The organism is Pseudomonas sp. P5_A12 (assembly GCF_056400685.1).
In genome coordinates, this window is the sequence record NZ_JBFUKU010000009.1 from 1 (window position 1) to 21,426 (window position 21,426).

General features: G+C 60.9%; 14 protein-coding genes. 2 read left to right on the forward strand and 12 right to left on the reverse strand.

Annotated elements, in window-relative coordinates; translation table 11 throughout:
- Positions 1 to 42 precede the first annotated feature (42 nt).
- Positions 43 to 1,440, reverse strand: a complete 1,398-nt coding sequence (locus AC1DSG_RS02525; RefSeq protein WP_477789440.1) for a NorM family multidrug efflux MATE transporter — start codon at positions 1,438 to 1,440, stop codon at positions 43 to 45.
- Between the two features lie 158 nt (positions 1,441 to 1,598).
- On the opposite strand from AC1DSG_RS02525, the gene AC1DSG_RS02530 reads away from it, so the two are divergent.
- Positions 1,599 to 2,519 (forward strand): LysR substrate-binding domain-containing protein, encoded by a 921-nt coding sequence (locus AC1DSG_RS02530; protein ID WP_477789441.1) that lies wholly within the window; start codon positions 1,599 to 1,601, stop codon positions 2,517 to 2,519.
- Positions 2,520 to 2,675: 156 nt separating this feature from the next.
- Complete coding sequence (locus tag AC1DSG_RS02535) at positions 2,676 to 4,652, forward strand: methyl-accepting chemotaxis protein (RefSeq protein ID WP_477789442.1); 1,977 nt, start codon at positions 2,676 to 2,678, stop codon at positions 4,650 to 4,652.
- Between the two features lie 124 nt (positions 4,653 to 4,776).
- Here the strand turns inward: AC1DSG_RS02535 and AC1DSG_RS02540 are convergent, their stop codons facing one another.
- Genes AC1DSG_RS02540 through AC1DSG_RS02590 form a run of 11 tightly spaced genes read right to left on the reverse strand, consistent with a single transcriptional unit; the run spans position 4,777 to position 21,237 of the window.
- Positions 4,777 to 6,279: a vWA domain-containing protein gene (locus AC1DSG_RS02540; protein ID WP_477789443.1), complete on the reverse strand. Its 1,503-nt coding sequence runs from the start codon at positions 6,277 to 6,279 to the stop codon at positions 4,777 to 4,779.
- 57 nt (positions 6,280 to 6,336) lie between these two features.
- Positions 6,337 to 6,843, reverse strand: coding sequence for a hypothetical protein (locus AC1DSG_RS02545; protein ID WP_477789444.1), 507 nt, complete (start codon positions 6,841 to 6,843; stop codon positions 6,337 to 6,339).
- Between the two features lie 4 nt (positions 6,844 to 6,847).
- On the reverse strand, positions 6,848 to 7,579 hold the full coding sequence (locus AC1DSG_RS02550) for a hypothetical protein (protein ID WP_477789445.1): 732 nt from the start codon (positions 7,577 to 7,579) through the stop codon (positions 6,848 to 6,850).
- 34 nt (positions 7,580 to 7,613) lie between these two features.
- Positions 7,614 to 9,158, reverse strand: coding sequence for an SUMF1/EgtB/PvdO family nonheme iron enzyme (locus AC1DSG_RS02555; RefSeq protein WP_477789446.1), 1,545 nt, complete (start codon positions 9,156 to 9,158; stop codon positions 7,614 to 7,616).
- On the reverse strand, positions 9,148 to 10,371 hold the full coding sequence (locus AC1DSG_RS02560; protein WP_477789447.1) for an ABC transporter permease: 1,224 nt from the start codon (positions 10,369 to 10,371) through the stop codon (positions 9,148 to 9,150). Before AC1DSG_RS02560 ends, AC1DSG_RS02555 begins: the two co-directional genes overlap by 11 nt.
- The gene (locus AC1DSG_RS02565) at positions 10,355 to 11,056 is read right to left on the reverse strand and encodes an ABC transporter ATP-binding protein (RefSeq protein WP_477789448.1); all 702 of its coding nucleotides are present in this window, start codon (positions 11,054 to 11,056) and stop codon (positions 10,355 to 10,357) included. Before AC1DSG_RS02565 ends, AC1DSG_RS02560 begins: the two co-directional genes overlap by 17 nt.
- Before the next feature lie 10 nt (positions 11,057 to 11,066).
- Positions 11,067 to 13,061, reverse strand: a complete 1,995-nt coding sequence (locus tag AC1DSG_RS02570; RefSeq protein WP_477789449.1) for a vWA domain-containing protein — start codon at positions 13,059 to 13,061, stop codon at positions 11,067 to 11,069.
- Entirely contained in the window at positions 13,058 to 14,080 is a 1,023-nt protein-coding gene (locus tag AC1DSG_RS02575; protein ID WP_477789450.1) for a hypothetical protein, read from the reverse strand. The genes AC1DSG_RS02570 and AC1DSG_RS02575 overlap by 4 nt, the downstream gene beginning before the upstream one ends.
- A gap of 3 nt (positions 14,081 to 14,083) precedes the next feature.
- On the reverse strand, positions 14,084 to 16,795 hold the full coding sequence (locus AC1DSG_RS02580) for a putative virulence factor (protein WP_477789451.1): 2,712 nt from the start codon (positions 16,793 to 16,795) through the stop codon (positions 14,084 to 14,086).
- A complete protein-coding gene (locus tag AC1DSG_RS02585; RefSeq protein ID WP_477789452.1) occupies positions 16,792 to 19,857 on the reverse strand; it encodes a virulence factor SrfB in 3,066 nt (1,021 codons plus the stop codon). Before AC1DSG_RS02585 ends, AC1DSG_RS02580 begins: the two co-directional genes overlap by 4 nt.
- Positions 19,858 to 19,863: 6 nt before the next feature.
- Entirely contained in the window at positions 19,864 to 21,237 is a 1,374-nt protein-coding gene (locus AC1DSG_RS02590; RefSeq protein WP_477789453.1) for an SrfA family protein, read from the reverse strand.
- Positions 21,238 to 21,426: the final 189 nt, after the last annotated feature.

A 21,426-nucleotide genomic window follows, 5' to 3' on the forward strand; every position in this document is an offset into this window, starting at 1 on the left:
GACGCTCCGCCTTCGCGAGCAGGCTCGCTCCCACAGGGGATCTCATTCTGGCTGAGGGACCTGGAACCGCTGCTGCAACGTTGGCTCTCGCCGAATCATCCGCTTCATCTTCCATTCAAACGCCAGCGTCAAACTCACCGCCGCGCACGCCAGCCCCAGTGCCAACCCCCACCAGACGCCCGTCGCCCCCCAGTGCATATGAAAGGCCATCCACCACGCGGCCGGTGCGCCAATCAGCCAATAGCAACCCAGACCGACCAGGAACGTGGTCTTGGCATCCTTGAGCCCGCGTATGCAGCCCATGGCGATGGTTTGCGTGCCGTCGAACAGCTCGAACCAGGCCGCCACCGTCAACAGGCTCACGGCCAGTTCAATGACAGGACGGAACGCCGGGTCGTTGTGGTCCAGGAACAGGCCGATCAACTGATTTGGTAGCAGCCAGAAGACCATCGCAAATCCCAGCATCGCCGCCCCGCCGAAGGCAATGCCGACCCGGCCGGCCAGTCGCGCATCGAGTAATTGCCCGGCGCCATAGTGCTGGCCGATACGCATCGTGATCGCGTAAGAAAGCCCCGCCGGAATCATGAACGCGACCGATACGATTTGCAGGGCGATCTGGTGCGCCGCCAACTGTGTGCTGCCCATGGTGCCCATGCACAGCGCGGCGAACGCAAACAGCCCGACTTCCACCGCGTATGTGCCGCCAATCGGCAGGCCAAGACGCCACAGCTCTTTCAAGTACTGACGGTTTGGCCGTGACAGGCCCTGGCGCAAGGGATACGCGTCATACGCCGGATGCCGACGGATGTGCACCGCCAGCGCTACCGCCATCAGGTTGGCGACAATCGCCGTCACCAGCCCGATGCCCATCAGGCCCATTTTTGGCAGGCCGAACATCCCGGTGATCAACGCATAGTTGAGCAGGAAGTTGGCTACGGTGCCGCCAAGGCTGATCACCATGACCGGTGTTGCGCGGCCAATGGCGCTGGTGAAACCGCGCAGGGCCATGAAACTCAGGTAACCGGGCAGGGCGAACGGCAGGATCAGCAGAAACTGCCCGGCCGCGTGGACGTTGCTTTCTGTCTGGCCGAACAGCAGCAACACTGGTTTGAGGTTCCACAGCAGCAGCCCGGCCACCAGTGCCATCAACCACGCCAGCCACAGTCCGGCCTGGGTCAGCCGCGCAGCGCCGACGGTATCGCCCGCGCCCTGACGGATGGATACCAGAGTGCCAACGGCGGCGATAACGCCAATGCAAAAGAACGCTACAAACGAGTAGGTCGCCGCGCCCAGACTGCCGCCGGCCAGTGCTTCGGGACTCAGGCGCGCCATCATCAAGGTGTCGGTGAGGACCATCAGCATGTGCGCCAACTGCGAGGCAATCAACGGCCCCGCCAGCCGCAGAATGGCCCGGAGTTCAGTACGCGCTGGATGCTTCATGGTCATCACGCTCGATCAACAAAGAGAACTGGAAAACGTCGATTCTCGGCGCTTCACGGGGTTTGCACAAAGGGATAAAAAGGATGGGTAGCATGAGTCAGACTCATGCTAAAGAGTTTCTGCTACGGTAGCCGGATTACGCTATAGGACCTTTCCTCATGTCTCGTCGTCTTCCTCCCTTATATGCCTTGCGCGCATTTGAAGCGGCAGCGCGGCATAGCTCGTTCACCCGCGCGGCTGAAGAGCTGTCGATCACCCAAAGCGCGGTGAGCCGGCATATTCGTACGCTCGAAGAGCATTTTGCCTGTCGGTTGTTTCACCGCAGCGGACGCAACTTGCAACTCACCGAGTCGGCGCGGTTGATCCTGCCGGGCATTCGTGACGGTTTCACGGCCCTGGAGCGCGCCTGTAATACCTTGCGCGCCGAAGACGACATCCTGCGCATGAAAGCCCCGTCGACCTTGACCATGCGCTGGTTGCTGGCGCGGCTCAGCCGTTTCCGGCACCTGCAACCAGGCAATGAAGTGCAGTTGACCAGCGCCTGGATGGACATCGACTCGGTGGACTTCAATCAGGAACCGTTCGATTGCGCCGTGATCCTCAGCAACGGGCGTTTCCCTCCGGACTGGGAGGCGACGTTGTTATTCCCGGAGGAGCTGATTCCCGTGGGCGCGCCGAATCTGCTGAACGATCAGCCTTGGGACGTCGCGCGCCTGGCCAGCACCGAACTGCTGCACCCAACGCCCGACCGCCGCGACTGGCGCAGTTGGCTGGAGCGCATGGGCCTGACCGAACAAGTCTCACTCAAGGGCGGCCAGGTGTTCGACACGCTGGAGCTGGGCATGATCGCCGCCGCCCGAGGCTATGGCGTATCCATGGGCGATTTGTTGATGGTGGCGGAAGATGTGGCGCAGGGGCGACTGAGTTTGCCGTGGCCGACGGCGGTCGCCAGCGGTGAGAATTATTACCTGGTCTGGCCGAAAACCCGTCCCGGAGGTGAGCGATTGCGCCGCCTCAGCGATTTTCTTTTGGGAGAGGTTCGGGCCATGGATTTACCGGCGGTCGAGCACCTGCGCTGAGCTGTATCCCGGTTAATGACTCAAGTTTTCAGATTTGCCGCCGAAAATTTGCAAGTGGAACCTTCGTATAGGTTCGCCGTTTTTGCCCATTACTGGAACATTTGTTGAGCGATCAGCCCGATCAAACAGGATCAGGTCGCTCGGCCAGGAGCTGTCATGACTCAACCCCGTGCGCGCATTGCCTCACAGCTTGGTCTCGCGCTTGCCGTGATCCTGGCAATTGCCATCACTGGCAGTACCATGTTCGCCCTGCGCTCGCTGGACACGGCCAACCTCGCCACCCGCGAAGAGCACCTGGCCAGTGAAGCCCGACTGCTGGCTGATCAATTGAGCACCTTTCACGGCACTTTGCGTGAAAGCACCCAGCGTCTGAGCGGTCTGTTCGAGAAGCGGTTCAGTACCGGGCTGAGCCTGCACCCGGAGGAGCCGGTGACGGTGGCGGGTGTGCAAACACCGGGCTTGCATCTGGGCAGCGACGTGTTGAACAACAACTTCGAGGAAGTGGACGAGTTCAAGCAGATGACCGCCGGCGTGGCGACGTTGTTCGTGCGCAGCGGCGAAGACTATATTCGGGTCAGCACCTCCCTGACCAAGCAGGACGGCAACCGCGCCATCGGCACGCTGCTCGATCACGCTCACCCGGCGTATGCGCGCTTGATGGCGGGGCAGAGCTACGTCGGTCGCGCCTTGCTTTTCGATCGCTCCTACATGACGCAGTACACGCCCGTACGGGATGGTAGCGGTAAGGTGATTGCCGTGCTGTTCGTAGGGTTCGATTACACCGATGCGCAGAACGCGCAGTTCGCCAACCTCAAACACTTCCGCATCGGCCAGACCGGTTCGCTGGCGTTGCTGGATGAACAAAGCAAATGGCTGGTGCCACCTGCGGGCGTGCAAGCACTGGATCAAGCGACTCCGGCGATTGCCGGTCTGGCGAAAGCGCCGGGCAAAGGCAATTTCTGGAGCGACAAATCCGAAGACTTCTATAGCGTGGTCGTACCGTTCGATGGCGGCCCATGGTCGGTTGTGGCGAGCATGCCAACAGCTGAAATCCGTGCCGTGACCTGGAGTGTCGGCATTCAATTGGCCATCGGCAGTTTGCTGGCGATGTTGATCGCGGTTGGTTCGGCAATCTGGTTATTGCGTAGCAAACTCGCGCCGCTGGGTGATCTGGTGCGTCAGGCCGAAGCGTTGGGCGCCGGTGATTTGAGTGTGCGCCTGAACGTGGCGAGCAACGATGAGATCGGTCAGCTGGCCCGCGCTTTCAATCAGATGAGCCAGGCCCTGTCGACCATGGTCGAGCACATCCGCAAAGCCTCGCAAGAGGTCAATAGCCGTGCCCAGGCGTTGTCTGGTCTGTCCGGTGGCGCTTTTGAGGGAATGGAACAACAGTCCGGCGAAATCACCAGCATGGCCGGCGCCGTGGAAGAGTTCAGCGCCACGTCCCTGAACATCGCCGACAACATGGGCAACACCGAGCGTCTGGCTCAGGAAAACGCGCAACAAACCCGGATCGGTCGTACGTCAATGGACGAAGCGTCCTCGTCACTTGAGCAAATCGCTGGCGCCTTGAACAGCACCGCAACCGTGATCAATACCTTGGGCCAGCGATCCCAGGAAATCGGCGGCATCGTCGGGGTGATTACATCGATTGCCGAGCAAACCAACCTGCTRGCSYTGAACGCYGCCATCGAAGCGGCTCGCGCCGGWGAGMRGGGCCGTGGTTTTGCGGTGGTGGCCGATGAAGTGCGTAATCTGGCATCGCGTACCCGTCAGGCCACTGACGAAATTTCCGGGATGATCAGCAGCATCCAGCAAGAAACCGGCAACGCCATCAGCACCATGGAACAGGGCAATGTGTTGATGCAGGAAGGGTTGGCGCGTAACGCCAATGTGGCTTCAGCCCTGGCGCGGATCGACGAGCAAAGCCGTTCGGCCGGTCAGCAATTCGCCGCGATCACCACCGCGACTCAAGAGCAAAGCAGTACGGCGACGTTGCTCAGTAGCAACCTGCAAAGTATCGCGTTGGCCAACAGTGAACAGCGTGAAGTGGTGTCGAATCTGGCCATTACCGCTAAAGAGCTGGAGCAGCTCGCGGCGGACCTGCGGCATGAGGTTGACCGGTTTCGTTGAGGCGCTGCTGAAATAGCCATCGCGAGCAGGCTCGCTCCCACATTGGATTTGTGATCGACACAAAACCCTGTGGGAGCGRGCCTGCTCGCGATTGAGGTCCCCTCATTTCAGGATCTATCCCAAGCTAATCGCACTTGGCACTGCTGGATACTTCCTTGCTCGCCTGTTTCAACAGGCTGCCCAGTTCAGCCGCATTGGTGCTGTTGTAAACCCGGCCGCCGGTGTTTTCAGCGATGCAGCGTGACGTGCCGCCAACACCGATTTTCACCACGTTGACTCGCAGGCGCGGTTGTTCCCTGGCGATTCGACGGGATACCGCGCAAACGTCCTGCCCGCAACCGTCTTCTCCGTCGACAAACATCACGATAACCGCATCGTTATTGCGCCCGTCGACGGTACTCGCCGCGTGGGCCAGGCTGTCGGCCAGCGGTGTGCCGTCGTCGGGAGCCAGGCCACGAATACCGTTGATCAGCCGCGGGCGGTCGCCGAACTTGAACACACCCCGGTCCGGTGTTCTTTCGCAGCCGGCGAAGGTGATCAAGCGTGTGTCGATCTTCGGGTCCAGCCCGTTGATCATGCCGGCCAGCGAGTCCTTGGCGACGTCCATGCGGCTGGGTTTGGCGGTGAGACGCATGTAGCGATTCGGGTCCAGGAGCTTGTTGAGGTCACCACCACCGTAGAACCAGTCCTCGTCGGCTTTCACTGACCTGATGTTCAAGTTCATCGAACCCGAGGTGTCGAGCACCACCACGAATTGCGGGACCTCCGCGGCCGGCGCATTTTTACGGCATGCGAAGTTGTCCAGCGTCGGGGCCGGTGGCGGTGGCGGTGGCGGCGGTGGCGGGGCAGCCACTACCGGTTTTGGCGGTGGAACCGGTTTGGGTGGCGGGACCGGCTTGGGTTCCGGTACCGGTTTGGGTGGCGGGACCGGCTTGGGCTCCGGTACCGGTTCTGGCGTGGGTTCTGGTACCGGAGCAGGTTTCGGTTCCGGTTCCACGACAGGTTCGGGGACCGGCTCAACCGGTTTCTCAACCGGTTTTTCAACTGGCGTTACCACCGGCGCCACAGGCGCTACCGGCGGAACCACGACAACCGGCTCACGGTGCAGGAACCACCAGAGCCAGAGCGCCAGAAGCAGTAACAGCAGCGCGAGCAAGGCCGCCGCGATCCACCAGCCACGCCGCGATGGCGACACCACCGGAACCACCGGAACCACCGGCGGCACGATAGGTCTGGGCGGACGCAGGTTCCAGCGCACCACCAAAGGCTCACCGTTGAGGCTGTAGAGTTTGTCCAGCTCAGGCGTGCCGAGGAGGCTGCGCAGGTCATCCGCTACCGTCGGTTGACCGCGTTTTTGTAGTTCGTCCGCCAGCTGTTCGAGGGACGTCTGACGCGCTTCATAGGTTTCCAGCAAACGTCGTTGCGCGTCCTCGTTGAGGTCGGCATAGGGCGTGGGTTGGCCTCCCAGTTCGGTCCACCATTCCAGCACGTCGCCACTGCCCATCCGCGGGATAGCAAACAGACTGGCGACGGTCGGCGGAAAGTGTTTCTGGATGAGGGCGACTTTGGCTTGCAGCGCACTCATCCCCTCCGATGTGGCTTGCGCATCCCTGATGACCCGCTGCATGACGACGATTCCTGAAAAAGTGCAGGCATCCGTCGGGATGTCCTGCGGGGTGAAAAGTTACTCTTCGTAGCCGAGGCTGAATTGCAGCTGATTGACCTTCTTCTGCAACGTTTTCAGCTCTTGCTGCTTGGCCGCCAGCGCCGCGGGTGTTGATTTGGTCGTTGGCGCCGCTTGCGAAGCCTTGAGCTGCTTCTCGAGGTCGGCAATCTGCTTCTGCACGTGGGCTTCATTGCCACGCCGGGCTTTGAGCGAGGTCAGCAGTTGCGCCAGCGACTGATTCAGCGCCGCCTGGGATTTCTGCTGGCTGGCCAGATCGGTCTTGGTGCTGAGCTGTTGGGCCTGAATGTTCTGGTACACCTGATGGAACATTGCGTTTTGCTGCCGGGACTCGCTCAGGGCCAGTTCCTTCTGCTTGACCTGTTCGCTGTAACCACCGGAGTAGTCGCAGTTCATCTTGGTCAGCATGCTGCTGTCGCGATTGGTCGCATCGCATTCGCCGGGCTGGGTCGCGCAACCGCTCAGGGCCAGGACGGCAGTGATGACTACCAGTTGTTGTAGCGTCATGTCTTTAACCCAAAGTGATTGCGGAGCGTTGGCTGTACAGAGCGTCGACTTCCTTCTGCAAGGTGACGACTTTCTGGTTCATTTTCTGAATGTTCATGTCCACCTGCCTGATCTCGGCGCTGGTGCCTTGTGAGCGCTCGGCGTCTGCCACTTTGCTGTACTCGGTGACTTTGGTACGCATGTTGGCCAGGTCTTTACGCAGGCGCGCGATGTCCGAATCGATACCGGCGATTTGCGCCTGAGCCTTGGAATGGTCGACTTTCTTGTTGGCGATGTCCTTTTTGATCTGGGCGATTTGCGCCTGATCATCTTTGATCACCTGCTGAGCGGTCGCGGTACGGGCGATCACCTTCTGCGTGTCTTGTTCTACGTCGCTGTTCATCTTCGCCAAACGGGTGGAGGTGTCGGCGTATTCGGCGCGACGTTGATCCAGGTAATAATTCGCGCCCATGGCCACGCCGCATGCGGTAATACCGGCGGCGACGACGCACACGGTTTTGTTGTTGCTGTTGGACAGTGCGCAAGCGAGGATGCCGATACCGGCGCCGACGGCGCAGGCCTGGTATCCGGATTTGCTGAAGAACTCTGCGTCATTGCCTTGGGTCAGGCGCGGGTCGGCACCGTCGCCTTCGCCGAGCATAGAGCTGCCGGTGTTGGCGCAGCCGGTCATTAGCAGGCTGCCGGCGACTACGAAAGCGATCTGTAGCTTGAAGCGAGTCCAAAGGCTGCGCGACATGGTGAAACTCCTACGTGACGGTGTTGACGCGTTGTTATTGAGTGACGGTTTTGCAGCTGTTCAGCCAGGCTTCAGTGTCGATTTTCTGCTTTTGCAGGAACGCCTTCTGATTGGCCCAGTGGGTGCGCAAGTAAGGTTTGAGGTCTTGCAGCTGTTTGTTGCGGCTGATGATTTCTTCCATCACCGGGACTTGCGTTTCAAGCAGTGGCTGGCCGTACAAGGTAGCCGATTCCACCAGGCTGCTGGCGTAGTAACGGCTGAGCTTGTGCAGGCGGTCCTTTTGCTCGTCGAGCTTGGTTTTGCGCATGTCGCAACTGGCATCTTTGTCCGTGCCTTCGCAATTGAGCTTGTAGTTCTTTTGCAGGAAGTCCACGTACTGACCATCGTCGAGCATCTTAGTGCACAAGAATGCGCCCAGATTGAGGCTGGCGCGGATCGCCTGGTCGCGGGTTTCTTCCTGCTGCTGGTTGCTCGCGCGCAGCTGGTTTTCCAGGGCCTGGAGCTTTTCCTTGAGCGCTTTGTCTTCAACGCCCGAGGCTAGGTTGTTCAGGGATTGTACGGTGCCTTTGTCGGCGGATTCGGCTTCCTTGCTGCCGGTGCCGAGTTTCTTCCAGCTGCTTTCGATGCTGGCGACCCGTTCGCGAGAGGTGAGGGTCGGGGAGACGAGCACCAGTCGCAGGCCGGTGGTCTTGTTTTTCACCTGGCCTTCGGCGTTGTAATACGGCTCTTCCTTGCGCAATGCCGTTCGCAAGTCGGCCTGCGCGGTCAGGTAATTGCCGCCACGGACGACGTAGCCGCCGGCCTGACCGTGCTGGCGGTCGAGTTTGTTCAGGCGAAACGGCTCGAACATCATTTCGTCGACGTTACCGAGCATGTCATGCAGGCCCAGCGGGTTGGGCTTTTGCAGTCCGGTCAATTGCACTTTGCCGTTGGACGATTGCGCCCCGGCGAACCACTCGTAGGCGTTGATGCCTTCTGGCATCGGGTAGTGCGTATCGCGGAATTCAGCGGCACCGACTTCCAGCCCGCCGCGTGCGGCGAACTCCCACTCAACTTCGGTGGGCAGGCGCAGGAAGCCTTGCGCACCGTCCTCCTTGGGCAGTTTGCCGGCGGCGTTTTTGCGCAGCCACAGGTTGTACTTGTCGGCGGCCTCAATGGCTTGCACCCAGCTCACCGCCGTTTGCGGCACGCGCAGTTTGGTGGCAGCGGTTGGGCAGGTTGCTTCGGTCAGCGCGGCGTATTGCAACTGACTCATCTCGTACTTGGCCATCAGGTAGTAGCGGGATTTGTCGTTCTTGGCCCCGGTAAAACTGCCGGCGATAAAGGTCGGACGGGTCTGTTCGACGTAGCCGTATTCCGCACCGTCCTGACCGATGTTGATCGGGTAGTCATCCAGCGGACCGGCGACCGGAATGAATACCTTGCGAAACACCATCGAGCCTTCGCAGGGCATCGGCAGCACGACGTCGCCAGCCTCGGGCATCGGGTTGTAATACTTCTCTTCCCAGCCTGCCGCCGAGGCGTCGAGCACGTAGCCGAGGGTCAGGGGTAACAGCAAGCCAAACCGTTTATAGCTCACGCAGACTCTCCGCAGGTTGGATGTTGATGGCGCGCAGGGCGCCAATCATGGCCACCAAGGCAGCGACCAAAAAGGTCAGGAGCAGGGCGGCAACGCCGTGCCAAACAGTGATGTGGCAAACGAAGGTACCGGTGGCCTGGCTGCTGCCAAGCAAATAGTCGAACAAATGACTGCCTACGGCGTAAAACCCCAGCCCGCCCACGTAGCCGGCCAAGCTCAGCAATAACGCTTGCAGGACCACGAAGCCGCCGACGGCCCTGCGTTTGAAACCCAGCAGACGCAGGACTGCCAGGCTTTTGCGTTTGCGATCGATGTTGGCCAGGAACGCGCCGACCATCGACGCCACGCAGCCGATCAGCGCCGCCATGGCGATCACACCGAAGATCAGCCCCAACACATGGTTGATGGCTTTGACGTTGTCGATGTCGGCCAGTCGGCTCGACGTTTCGATGTGTTGTTCGTTGAGCCAGCGTTCCAGTGGCGCGACCTGGTCGATGTCGCGCGCATACACGCGGGCGCGGGCATACAGCGGTTGCAGATCGTCCTGAGGCTTGCCGGTGGCAACGCCGAAGGCACTGACCTGATAACCGTCGCGAAAGCGCTCCAGATCCAGCAGCAGCGGCGGGGCGACAAACCCGGCCGCGCGACCGAAGCGGGCACCGTCGAGCACGGCCAGTACCGTCAGCGTCATCTCGCCGCGTTCATTGACCCCATCCAGGCGGCGCAAGGCCCGCAGCTGCACGCTGTCGCCGGCCTTGGCCTGCAAGCGTTGCGCTGCGCTGGCGCTGAGGATCACTTGATTGCCGACGGGGTTGAGTGACGCCAGGTTCAGTTGTGGGTCGCCGAGTTCGGTGGCGATGATTTCCGCACCTTCGACAAACCGTTGCATGCCGATCAGCAGGTCAGCCTGGGTATTGAGCGAGCGGGTCTGGCCGAGGGCAAAACCGGTCTCGGGGCGCTGGCGCAAACGCTCGATCCAGGCCGTGTCGTAGTTGCCGTTGCTGAGCATCTTCACTTCAAGGTTGCGCGGGTCGCGCAGCAGTTCGTCCTGCAACTGGCTGACCACCCCGTGCTTGAGCCCGAACAGCAGCAACAACGGCGCGATCACCGCCACCAGGGACGCGGCGATGCACAGCGAGACCTTGCGGTCGTGCCAGAGGTCTTGCAGCGCCAGTGAGCCCAGCAGGTGCAAGCGATCAGTCCATCGGTTCAAACAGAGTCTCTCCCTGGCGGCTGATAGCGCCGAGTCGCGGCAAGCCGAAATCCTTCAGCAAGGCCCAGTCATGGGACACAACGAGTGCGCTCAAACCCATGCTCGACACCAGGCTCAGGAGCAACTCGAACAAACGCCGGGCACTGTGAGGATCGAGCGCGGCGGTCGGTTCGTCGGCCAACAGCAGCAGCGGTTCATGGGCAATTGCCCGAACGCAGGCCACGCGCTGGCGTTCGCCGATCGACAAGGCCTGAGGTTGTTTATCCAGCAACCCTTGCAGGCGCAACACGTCAACGGCGTGGTCGATGTGCTCGCTCTTCGCCGTCATTCCGAGCAAACGGCGCGGCAGGTTGATGTTGTCACGCACGCTCAGGAACGGCAGCAAACCGCCGCTCTGCAAAATGAAGCCCAAATGCCGTGAGCGCACCGCGGCAAGAGCAGGTTGGTCGTCAGTCGCCAGCAGATGGGCGATATCCTGAGCGTGCGTCGGGCCCAGCCGAAAACGCTCGAGTTCCACCGGCGCGAGCAACAGGCCGATGGCTTCGAGCAACGTGCTTTTGCCGCTGCCACTCTCGCCGGTGATGGCGAGGATCTCTCCGGCGCCGACCTGCAAGTGCGGCAATCGCACGTGATGAGCCTGTGCGCCTTCACCACGGCGCACCAGCAGGTTCTTGATATCAAGCATCGGCGTCTCGTTAAGGCATCATTTCCAGTGGCACGGGATAGACGTTGTCCCGCGCATCACTGTCTTTGGCTAAAGCTACCCAACGGTCGACATCGGCGTTGTAACGCTGGTAATGCCGCAGTTTGGTGTTCAGCGTGCGGATGAATTTCTCTTGCGCCAGACCGTCCCAGCTCTTCCAGGTCTCTTCATCCAGGTTCAGCACTTCACTGTGATAAGGCAGGTCTTCGAGGTATTCGCCGAGGACGTGCATGTCCGCCAGTTTGGCGTTGCTGTTCTGTTTGAGCTGATTGGGATCGGCGCCCATGGTCGCCGCCACGGAACGCAGGCGATCGAACATTTCCGTGGGTGAAATCAGGCCTTCGTTGGCGGCATCGAGAATCTGCTTCATCACGTCGCTCAAGTCGCTGAGCTGGGATTTGGTCAGCAGCACCCGCACGTCGGTGGTCGGGATGTTCTGCTTGATCAGGTCGCGGTCGGTGATCCACGCCTTGAACACTGGCGGGGCCTTGCTGTTGGTCTTCTCGCCGAGATAGGCGAGCTGCATGGCGTGGCCGATCAGCGCCGCGTCTTCGAGCATTTTCTTCTCGGCAGGGTCCTGCTTGGCGTTCGCCGCACTGCCGATGGCGTCTTCGCCCATGTAGGCGGCTTTCACTTGTGTCGTGATCGCCCCGGCCAGGGCGTCAACCTTGCGCCCGAATTCCTGCACATCACCGGCGTTCACCGGGTAATACAGCGAGGTGTTGGTGCCCGGGTAGGTCGACAGGTTCTGGTACTGCGCCTCGGCCTTGGCGTGGTCCTTGACCCCGGCCGGGGTCTTCAGGTGCAGGGTGTAAATTGCCACGCCCGGGTTGGCGGCTTCCATACGCACCTGTGCGGCGCTCAAACCGGTCTTCGACAGCTTGTCGTCGCCTTCGATGGCGCCAGCATCCGTGATCAGCACCACGTAGCGTGCGCCGAACTGGTTCCAGTCGACCTTGTCGATGCTCTCCATGACGCCGGCAAACGAGTCTTCATCAAAGCTGCTGCTCGACACGGTGGCCTGTTTGAGGTCGGCGATCTTGGCGAAAAAGTCGGCGCTGTCTTTCACCTTGGTTGGGTCGGCGTACATTTTGGTGGTGTATTCCAGCCCTGGCACTGCCTGGGTATTGGAACGGAAAGCCACCAGGCCGAACTTGACCTGTTTGCCGAGGTTCTGCGCTTCGATCTTCTGGTAAACCTTGCGGATCGCCTCGCGGGTGCGGTCGATGTAGGGGTCCATCGAGATCGTCGAGTCGATGACAAACACCACGGCCGCACTGAATTCCTTCAGCTGGTTGGCCTTTTTCTCTTCGGCTTCCTTGCTGCCGGCAGCGCTGCTTCCAGCACCGGCCTTGGCGTTCTTGTCATCCGGCTTGCTGACGGAGGCGACATTGAGCAGGCGCGTGCGGAATCCGCTTTCGGTCATGACTTCTTCGCCACTGAGCACCGGCAGCAGGTAGAACTGCTTTTGCAGGTCGACGAAGTATTCCGGTTCTTCAGCCAGTACGCCCGGTGCTTGCTGGCCCTTTTTCAGCGTGGCCCGCAGCGGAGCGACTTTGCTGACCGGGTCCGGCGCATCAAGGATGCCTTCGACGGTGGCGCGGTCCTTGAAGAACAGCAACCGGTCGCGGTTGGCCGGGTTGGTGAAGGCCAGCGTCAGTTGCATCTTCCAGTCGGTCGTGCAGCTGGCAGGCAGCCAGCCAATGGTTTTGCCGTAACTGTCGGGGCCGACTTTTAGCCACTCGGCGTTCTTCGCTTGCGCACGTTCGTACACATAAAAGCGGCTGAAGACCGGTTGTGCTTCACCTTCGGCACCGCCCGCGGTCGGGCTGATCTTGCAGCCCGGTGTGGTCAGCACGCGTTGGAACAGGGTCTTTTTACCGGCCTGGATCAGCGGCTTGTCATCGGCCTGGGACAGCGGGCTGATGCACAGCGCGAGCAAGGCGGCACCGCTCAGCAGGAATCGACTCAGGGGCGAACGGATCACTTCTGCAACTCCTCGAAGCGCTGCTTGGCTTCGGCGTTGTTCGGGTCCTGGGTGAGGATGGTTTCATACCAGTAGGCGGCAGTGGCGTTGTCCGCGGCCGGGAAGCACTCGCTGGCTTTCAAGTATTTAGAGTCGTATTCGCGGGCATAGGCGTTGGCGATCAGCGTGTCACCGGCCTGGGCTCGGTTGGCGTACAGGCGCTGGGCAACGCCGCAGTGCTTGCCGGCCTTGGCCTGGTTGATGATCTCCAGCAACTTGGCACTGTCGGGTGCCGCCTTGATGCAGGTCTGGACGAAGGTCAGCTCGGGCAGGCTGTTCATGCTGTCGAGGGTACAGGCTTGAGCATCGGCGCCGGCCGATGCGGCGGCAGTGGCTGCAACCGCAGGGGCCGGGGTACGTTGGTAGAACCAGAATCCGGCGCCGGCTGCCAGCAACAACACGACAATCAACAGGCCGATCAAGCCTTTGTTGCTTTTCTTCACCGGTGCGGGAGGCGGCGTATAGGCAGGTTCGGTGAGTACCGACTCCAACTCCACTTCTGGCTCGGCGGTGGACAGGGTCAGTTCAGGTAGATCCGGGATTTCCAGGATCTGCGGTGCCGGTACGCTCGGCGCCGTCAGTTCGGCACCGCCGTAGGTCGAGCGTGTCTGGCCGCCGGCCGCGGACGGCAGCAAGCCAACGCCTGGGCGAACCACGCCTTTATCGGCATGACCATGGTTCTGTTCGCGCAGTTCGATCTGGAATTGCGAGTTAGCGCCGCCTTCCAGCAGCGGGTCGACCACGATCGGGCCGACCTGAGTTTCCAAAGCTTCACCGTTGGCGGTGAGGTTGAAACGCGAGACCTTGAACCAGAATGGATTATTGCTCCAGGCCTTGTGGTCCTGGAGGTAAAAACCGTCCTGGTTACGCTGAATGGAAAACTCCAACTGTTCCTCGCCACCCTGCCATTTCTTCACAGTGAGGCGGGCCTGGCCAGGCACATTGGGCTCTAACGCGAGCAGGTCGACACGAATGGGCATTGCTTATCTCGCTGCGAAGGCTGTGAGCACTTGGCCCAGCCGTTCGTTCTGTTCAGGGGTGATTTCACGTCCGGCACCATGGCCGGCATTGTCCTGCGTGATGTAGGCCAGGCCCGAGAGCCAGTCGCCGAGATACCGCTGCGCCTGATTGGCCGGTTGCGCCGGCAGTACGGGCACTTGTCCCGGGCCAATGTCGGTGTAGAACGAAAACAACGGCTCCTTGGCACCGGCGCGACTGTTTGGACGCTCGCTCACCGGCTTCTGGAGGTAGCCGAACCAGGACACGAAATCGCGCAGAACCCGCTGCACTTCCAGTACCTGGCGCTCGACCAGTTGATCGCGCCGCGCGCCACTTTGTGCACGCTTGAGGACGGCACGACTCAGTTGCCCCGGCAAGTCCTGGCGATAGCCGGCGGTGATCAGTTCATCGACCACTGCTTCCAGCAAAGCCTTTTCCAGCCCCAGCAGGTTGAGCAGGCTTTGCCGGGTGGTCAGTTCACGCAGGTGTGCGATCCAGGCCTTGAAGGCCGCTTTGGCAAAACGGTGCTCGTTGCTTTGCAGCTCGGGCGCCGGGGTTCCGGTTTTGCTGCTGACTGGCGCGTCGTGGCTCAGGTCATCACTGAAATCGAAATCAAAACCGGCGTCGTTGCCGTACAGGCTTTGGCTCGGGGTCGGGGCAGCCGGTTCGTCGCTCACGGCGGGCTCGTCATCGGTTTCGTACACGCCGCTGAGGTACAGGTCACGCACCTCTTCGCTCGGTATGTCGAGTTGATCGATCAACTCACCGAGCACTGCCGGACGACGACCCAGGCCCGTCAGAATCATTTGCGCCTTGGCTTTCTTGGCGGCTGCGGCACCGTCGCCGTCGGCGTGGTACCAAGGGCTAAGGCCATGAGTGGTCAGGCCTTCGAGGCACTCGCTCAATTGCTCGCGGATGCGCTGCAATTTGAATTCGAGGTTGGCCACGCCTTTGAAACTGCCGCTGAAGTGGCTGATGCCACCGTCATCGTTGCGCAGCATTTCTGCCCAGGCGTTGGCCGGGTTCTTGATGTGTTTGCACACCAGGGCGTTGCTGGCGAAGCTGGTGCCCAGCGCGCTGACACGTTCCTGATAGATGGCATTGAGGCCGGTTTCCGCACCGGTCGCGTCTTGCCCGATGAACGCCGCGTCCATACGCGGTTTGCGCACCAGGTAAGTGTTCTGAAACGGTGTGCCGGCCCAGTCGTTCATCCAGCTCAGGCTGCCGAAGCGCTCCAGCATGGTCAGCTTGACCWTGCCGTTCCAGCTCTCGTCGTACTGATCCGGAGTCAGGCTGAGGGAGTTGGTGATGCGCAGGTCAAGCATGGTCAGCGCCCAGATCAGGCCGGTATCGCGCTTGCTGCGAGCAGCCGAGTCGGCACCCTGGGTTTTTTCGATCCAGCGGGTCAGCACCGGGCCCACGTCGTTGACGTCGCTCTGCTTGGTCGTGCCTGTGCAGACCACCAGCGCGTTCATTTCCTGGTTGTCGGTGTAGCGTTCGAACAGGTAGGCGACCTTGCCGCGCAAGATCAGCTGGGAAACGGAGTTGTCCTTGGCGGTGGATTGCGGGTCGTTGGAATCGGCGATCTCGTGCAGCTTCTGGCGCCCGCGATAACCGGGGAAGTCCAGCAAGTCGACCTGATTGACGATGTCATCCACCGGCGATTCGATCAGGCGGAAGGTCATTTCGGCGGTCAGTGCCGCCAGTTGCGCGACCGGGATCGCCTGACTGTTTTGCAGGCGATCACCCACCAGCGGTCGAACATCGATCGGCAAGTCCAGCGGGCTGCCGAAGCGTTCGAGGATGTCGACGTTCATRATGCTGTCGCGCTGGCTGTAGGTGTCGTCTTCGAAACTGACCAAGGCCTTCAACGGTGCGAACACGGTCTCGGGCAGACCCAGTTTGTGCAGCGCGCCGGCCAGTTGCTGGTACACGCGCGTCAACTCGCGTTGCTCACCCCAAAGGATCGAAAACAGCTTGGCTCGTTCCTCGAAATTCAGGCGTGGCGCCAGTTGCAACGCTTTGGGCCAATACAGGTGCTCAAGCTTTTTCACCGAGTTGCGGAAGTTGTCGCGCAGGTAATCCCACAGCGACACCAGATCGTCGGCATCGACCCCCGTTTGCAGGGGCCCGGTTTCGCAGCCTTCGAACGGTTTGAGCACGCGCTTGATGCGTTCTTCATCAATCTCGTAGGAAATTCGCTCAAGGTCGAAGTCCTTGAACCAGGCGTTGGCGAGAATCTTCGCCAGCTCGATTTCCTTGAACAGCGTGAGCTCTACCGGGAAGTCCTTGTCCTGACTTTCCGTCGCCCGACGGCTGAAGCGCGTCACCAGGCCGGTGGCTTCCTTGCCACCGCCCACCGGGTTGATGTGCTTGATGAAGTCCAGGCGCTGGTCACCGAACTCGGTCTCCAGTTTGCCGTTCTGACCGGCGGCGAGGGCCGAAATCAGGTAGGACTTGCCGGCCTGGGACAAGCCGAAAAAGCCAATGGTCATCGGCGTGCAAGCCACACGACCGAGGCTTTGAGCCAGGTTGCGGGCGCGGTGCAGGCGGATGTTCAGGTTGTCGGCTTCGCTGTCCAGGCGCGGCGCATTGCCGCGCGTCTGGCCTATCCAGTCCAGCGCCTGACCGGCGCCTTCATAAACAGCGGCCCAACTGGCAGAGAGCTGAGTTTGATCGGGGGTCAGGTCTTTCATTTGCGTTTCACACTTCCACTGTCGAGCCAGTACTTGGTCTCGCTCAGGCCGGCGTCGAGCATGGTGTTGAGTTCCAGCTCGAGGTCGCTGCGCGGGTTGAAGTTGACGTTGTTGCTGTTGGATTCGATGTCGCGAACCGAGAGTCGGTCGCTGACCAGATCCTGCTTGCGCGTGTATTTGTCTGCCGGTTTTACCTCAAACCGCACCTTGAGCAGCGGCGCGCTGCCGTTTTCACCGATTGCCCGGGAAAATTTCTCCCGACCAGCCTTGGTGAACCGCAAGGTATACAGCGGCGAGGCGGCCCAGCGGTCGGTGGCCAACTGGCGGAAACCGAGGCGCAGATCGCCGCGCATTTCCAGCTGCGGCGTGTCGGCGGCGTCGCCAACGCCAATTTCCGGCAGCTTTATTTTGTAGTCCTCGGACTGGATGTCGCGGTACAGCACATCGGCATCCTTGATCACGTTGTTCAGGTCGATGACGCCGATGTGCTTGACCGTCGAATACGGCTTGAGCGCCGATGCCCGGAAGTAGAAATTCGGCACGCTGTGGTTGGCGCACAACAGGCAGAGCATGGCGCCGACCGAGGCGGTGCTTTTCGGGTCGTCGATCCGGCCGTTCTTGTGAAATGGATACCAGCCGCCGGTGCGGTAGTTTTGCAGCGCCAGAATGCGCCCCGGTGGCAGCGGCAACACCTTGCGAATGAACGCCTGGATGCCGGGCAGGCGCGAAGGGCGGCCGGTCAGCAGCAAGACATCACACGGGTAATGCGCGACCACTTCACACAGCGCACCCAGGATCTTGGTGATGTTGATCTGATCGTTGAGGAACGCGGCGTGGAGCTTTTGCAGGTCGAAGCTGATCGGCGCGGCATACAGGTCGAAACCACTCTGACTGCCGACATCGCGGCGCACGGCGGCGTTGACGTAGTCGAGCACGGTCTTGCTGATCGCGTTGTCACCGAGCAATTGGCGGTAGCTTTGCGGGGTGACTTCTTGCGGGACCTGCGGATCGTAATGCTCGTATGCCTTGAGCAGCGCCAGGCCCAGCGGGGCGAACACCTGCAGGTTCAATTGCTGGCGCAGGATCATGTCCTGGGCGCTGACCGATTCATCGCCACACAGCCGTGACATCAGCGAATCCGGGGCTTTCACGCCGGCGTTCTGCAAGGCTTTTTCGAAACTCGGCAGGACGAAGTCCTGAATCACGTCCAGCAGGATGTCGTCGCCGGCCACTTTGAAACCATCGCGAAAACGCTGTTCGGGCACGATGTGCACGTTGCTGCCGCTGCCGGTATTTCCCGCGCGGTCGAGGCGATAGTCGGTGATCACCAGGTCGGTGGTGCCGCCGCCGATGTCGATGGTTGCCAGGGTGATGCGTTGGCGGTCGGTCTTGTCCGGCCGGGCGATGGTGTCAAAAAATTCTTCCGGGTGACCGGCGAAGTTCTCGTTGACCTCGGTGTACAGGTACACCAACTGGCCGCAGGACGCTTCGTCCCATTCCACGCGGATACTCGGGATCGGTGTGCGCGGGCTGACGGCCTGATCCAGATGTGGATCTTCCTCGCCGGCATGCCAGCCGAGGCTTTTCCACACCAGGCCGATGGCTTGCAGCATGCGTTCGTTGAGGATGCTGCGCTCGGCCTGCGGCATGCCCGGCGGCACGGTCAGGGTGATGCTGTTGAGCTGGCGTGGCACGCGGGTGTGCCCCTGGCGCGAGCGCTGGGCCGGGCTGTTGATTTGCGACAGCGCCTGGGCCAGCACTTCGGCGAGCATGAAGGTCATCAGCGAGCTGCGTGAATAACGCGGCATGAACACCGGCAGACGATCGTCTTCTTCGAGGCTGTACAGCGCCTCGCCGGTTTCGTTGATCAGGTGTGAGAACGGCGCGGCGGTGGCGTACGGCTCGTTGTCGGTCTTGATGTACGAGCAATTGAAGCGCCAGCCGTGGCCATAGGCGTTTTCGTCCCACAGATAGCGTTTCGGGCTGGACAGGCCCGTGGAACCTTCGGTGCCACGGCGACGGCTGGCCAGACGGCTGGCTTCATTGCCGACACGGGCAATCGTCGCCCATTGGAACGCATCGTGACGGCCGCTCTTGACCGAGCAGTGGTCCTTGCCGAAGTACGCCTGGGCGAATTCCACGCGGCTTTCGAACGGCAGGTTGTAGGTGTGTTCGGGGGTGATCAGGTCGCGCAGTTCCAGCACGTAGTTCTGCTTCAACCCGGAGCCGGCCTGACCGTGGTTTTCGATCAGGATGCCACAGGTACGCGAGTTGCCGACGTCCAGCACCAGGTCCACCGGAATCGGTTTGACCAGGCCGTTGCTGTCGTTGGCGACCACTTTCAGCTCGGGAATTTCAACTTTCGCCCGGGCCRTCGACTGCTGGGCGGCTGACGGCGTGCTCAACAGGCTGAGCAGGTTGAGGTAGTGCGCCAGGTGATAGCTGGCGCGGATATCGGTGTCCAGCTCTGCGCGCGAACGGTGGGCATTGCCCTCGTTGAACACTTCCAGCAACCACTCGTTGACCCACGGCTGCGCCAGGAACCAGCGGGTTTCGCTGGCCTTGGTCGCCAGTTTGAAAGACACGCCGGAGCTGATGTCTTCTTCGTTTGGCGCCAGGTAAGCCGTGCCGTCACGCTTGGGCATCACACGGCTGTCGAACGCCATCGTCAGGCGATGGGTGTTGCCGTCGATGTCGGGTGTTGCCAGTTTCACCAGACGCATGCGCGACCAGTTCGTCGGGCCTTCATCAAAGCGATGCGGCGGCATGAAGCGGAAAAACGGGGTCGGCAGCCAGATGCCGTCGAGCAGATCGAGGCTGCTTTTCATGTCGACGCTGAACGCAGGTTTGGCTTTTTCGACCTTTTCCGGTTCGGGCTCGTAGAAAAAGAAGTCTTTCTCTTCGTTGTACGCCAGGCGGCAGATCAGCCCACTGATCATCGGTGCGAACTCGCCTGCCGGTTCCTTGCGGGGATCCAGGCGCAGGGCGAAATCCATGAACTGGATGCCGGTGTCGCTGACCAGCGTGACGGTGTCTTCGAATTGAGTGACTTCAGGCAACATGTCGGGTTATTCCGTTTTTTCGGCCGCTTGCCGCATGGACATGGGGAATTGTTCTGTTCCGTAACCGCCGGTGCAATCCGCGACCGTGGTCGCCCCTGGGCGGCAGTTGACCTTGGGCATGTCGTAAGTGCTGCCATCGCCACAAACGGCCTGGCCCTGGCTGTCGATGGCCAGACTGCCACCCTTCATAGTAGCGCTCACCGGCCCGCTACATTTAGAACCGTCGGCCTGGTGTACGGTGACTTGGCCCTTACCGTCCTTGAGCTGGTATTCCAGGCGCAGCGGTTTGCCGGTTCGGCGGTCCTGTATCCCGGCGCCTGCGTTGTACTGACCGTCGAGGAACTTGGCGGCACCGTCGGCGGCGTCTGGCGGAATGCTCAGGGGAGGGCCGGCTTTTGCGGCGGCGGATTTTTCTGCTTCCGGCGATGTGACATCCGGCGGCGTGGTTTTGTTTTCGGGTGGGGTGGCAGGAGACTCGGCTGCCGGGTCTTTGGCAGGTTCTTTGGCAGGGTCTTTGGCCAGGTCGGTGGCCGCGGCGTCAGCCTCGTTACCCTCGACGGCCGGCGCTTCCATACCTTGTGTTCCGGTCACGGCGGTGCCGGTTCCAGTGGTGGAGCCTATAACGGTGCCCGTCACCGGAACGCCATTCAACGTCGTGACATTRCCAGGCAGTTGCGGCGCTTCCAGTTGTTTTTCCACCGGCACGATGCCCTTGGGCAGCAGGTCTACCGCCACCAACGGAATCGGGACGCAACCGCGCAGGCCGAGCAACAGCCACAAAAGCAGCAGCAGGAGCGGCAGTAACAGCCACCACCACCAGCGTCGCCACCACGGACGGGCAACCACTGGCACGACGGGCGCAACAACAGGCGCTTCGACCACGGGTGGAGCCTGATAGAGGCAGTGCAGCGGATCGCGATTGAAGTCGGTACCGGCGTGCTCGAAACCCCAAAAGGTCAGCACCGGTTTGCCTTGCACCAGATAGACGAAATTTTCGTCGGGTATATGAATCACACGCTTGAGCAACTTGCCGAACACGGCTTTGTCGCCTTGCTGCTGTTCGCCGGATTCAGTTGCCAGGAAACGCTGGCTCAATTCTTCGAGTGCGGTCTTGAGGGCTTCAAGTTGGCGGCGGGCAGGGGCGCGTTCTTCCTCGGTCGCACTGCTCCACGGAATCACATCGCCGTCGAGGGCGCTGTACCAATCGATCTGGTTACCGAGTTCATCACTTTGAGGGATGGCCAGATGATCGACCAAATCGGGGTTCTTGCGGCGAATGGCTTCGCGCAATTGCAGGGCTGCCCGGTAGACCGGTTGACCTGTTTCGCCGAGGGCAGTGAATGACCCGCTCTTACCGCTGCGTAATAGTGCCCCGCGCATTCAAACTCCATACGATCCGTTGCGCAAAAATGACAGACAAAGATGTCTGTGCTTGCTCCTGCAATTAGCCGGCGACCTTAGTGTCATCATGATATCGCCGTCAATCTGCCGGAGGTTTAAACCTCATGAGACTAACGTAAGCGTGCGGAGGTTGCATAAGGTCAAATTTAATTGGCTGGGGAAGGCTCG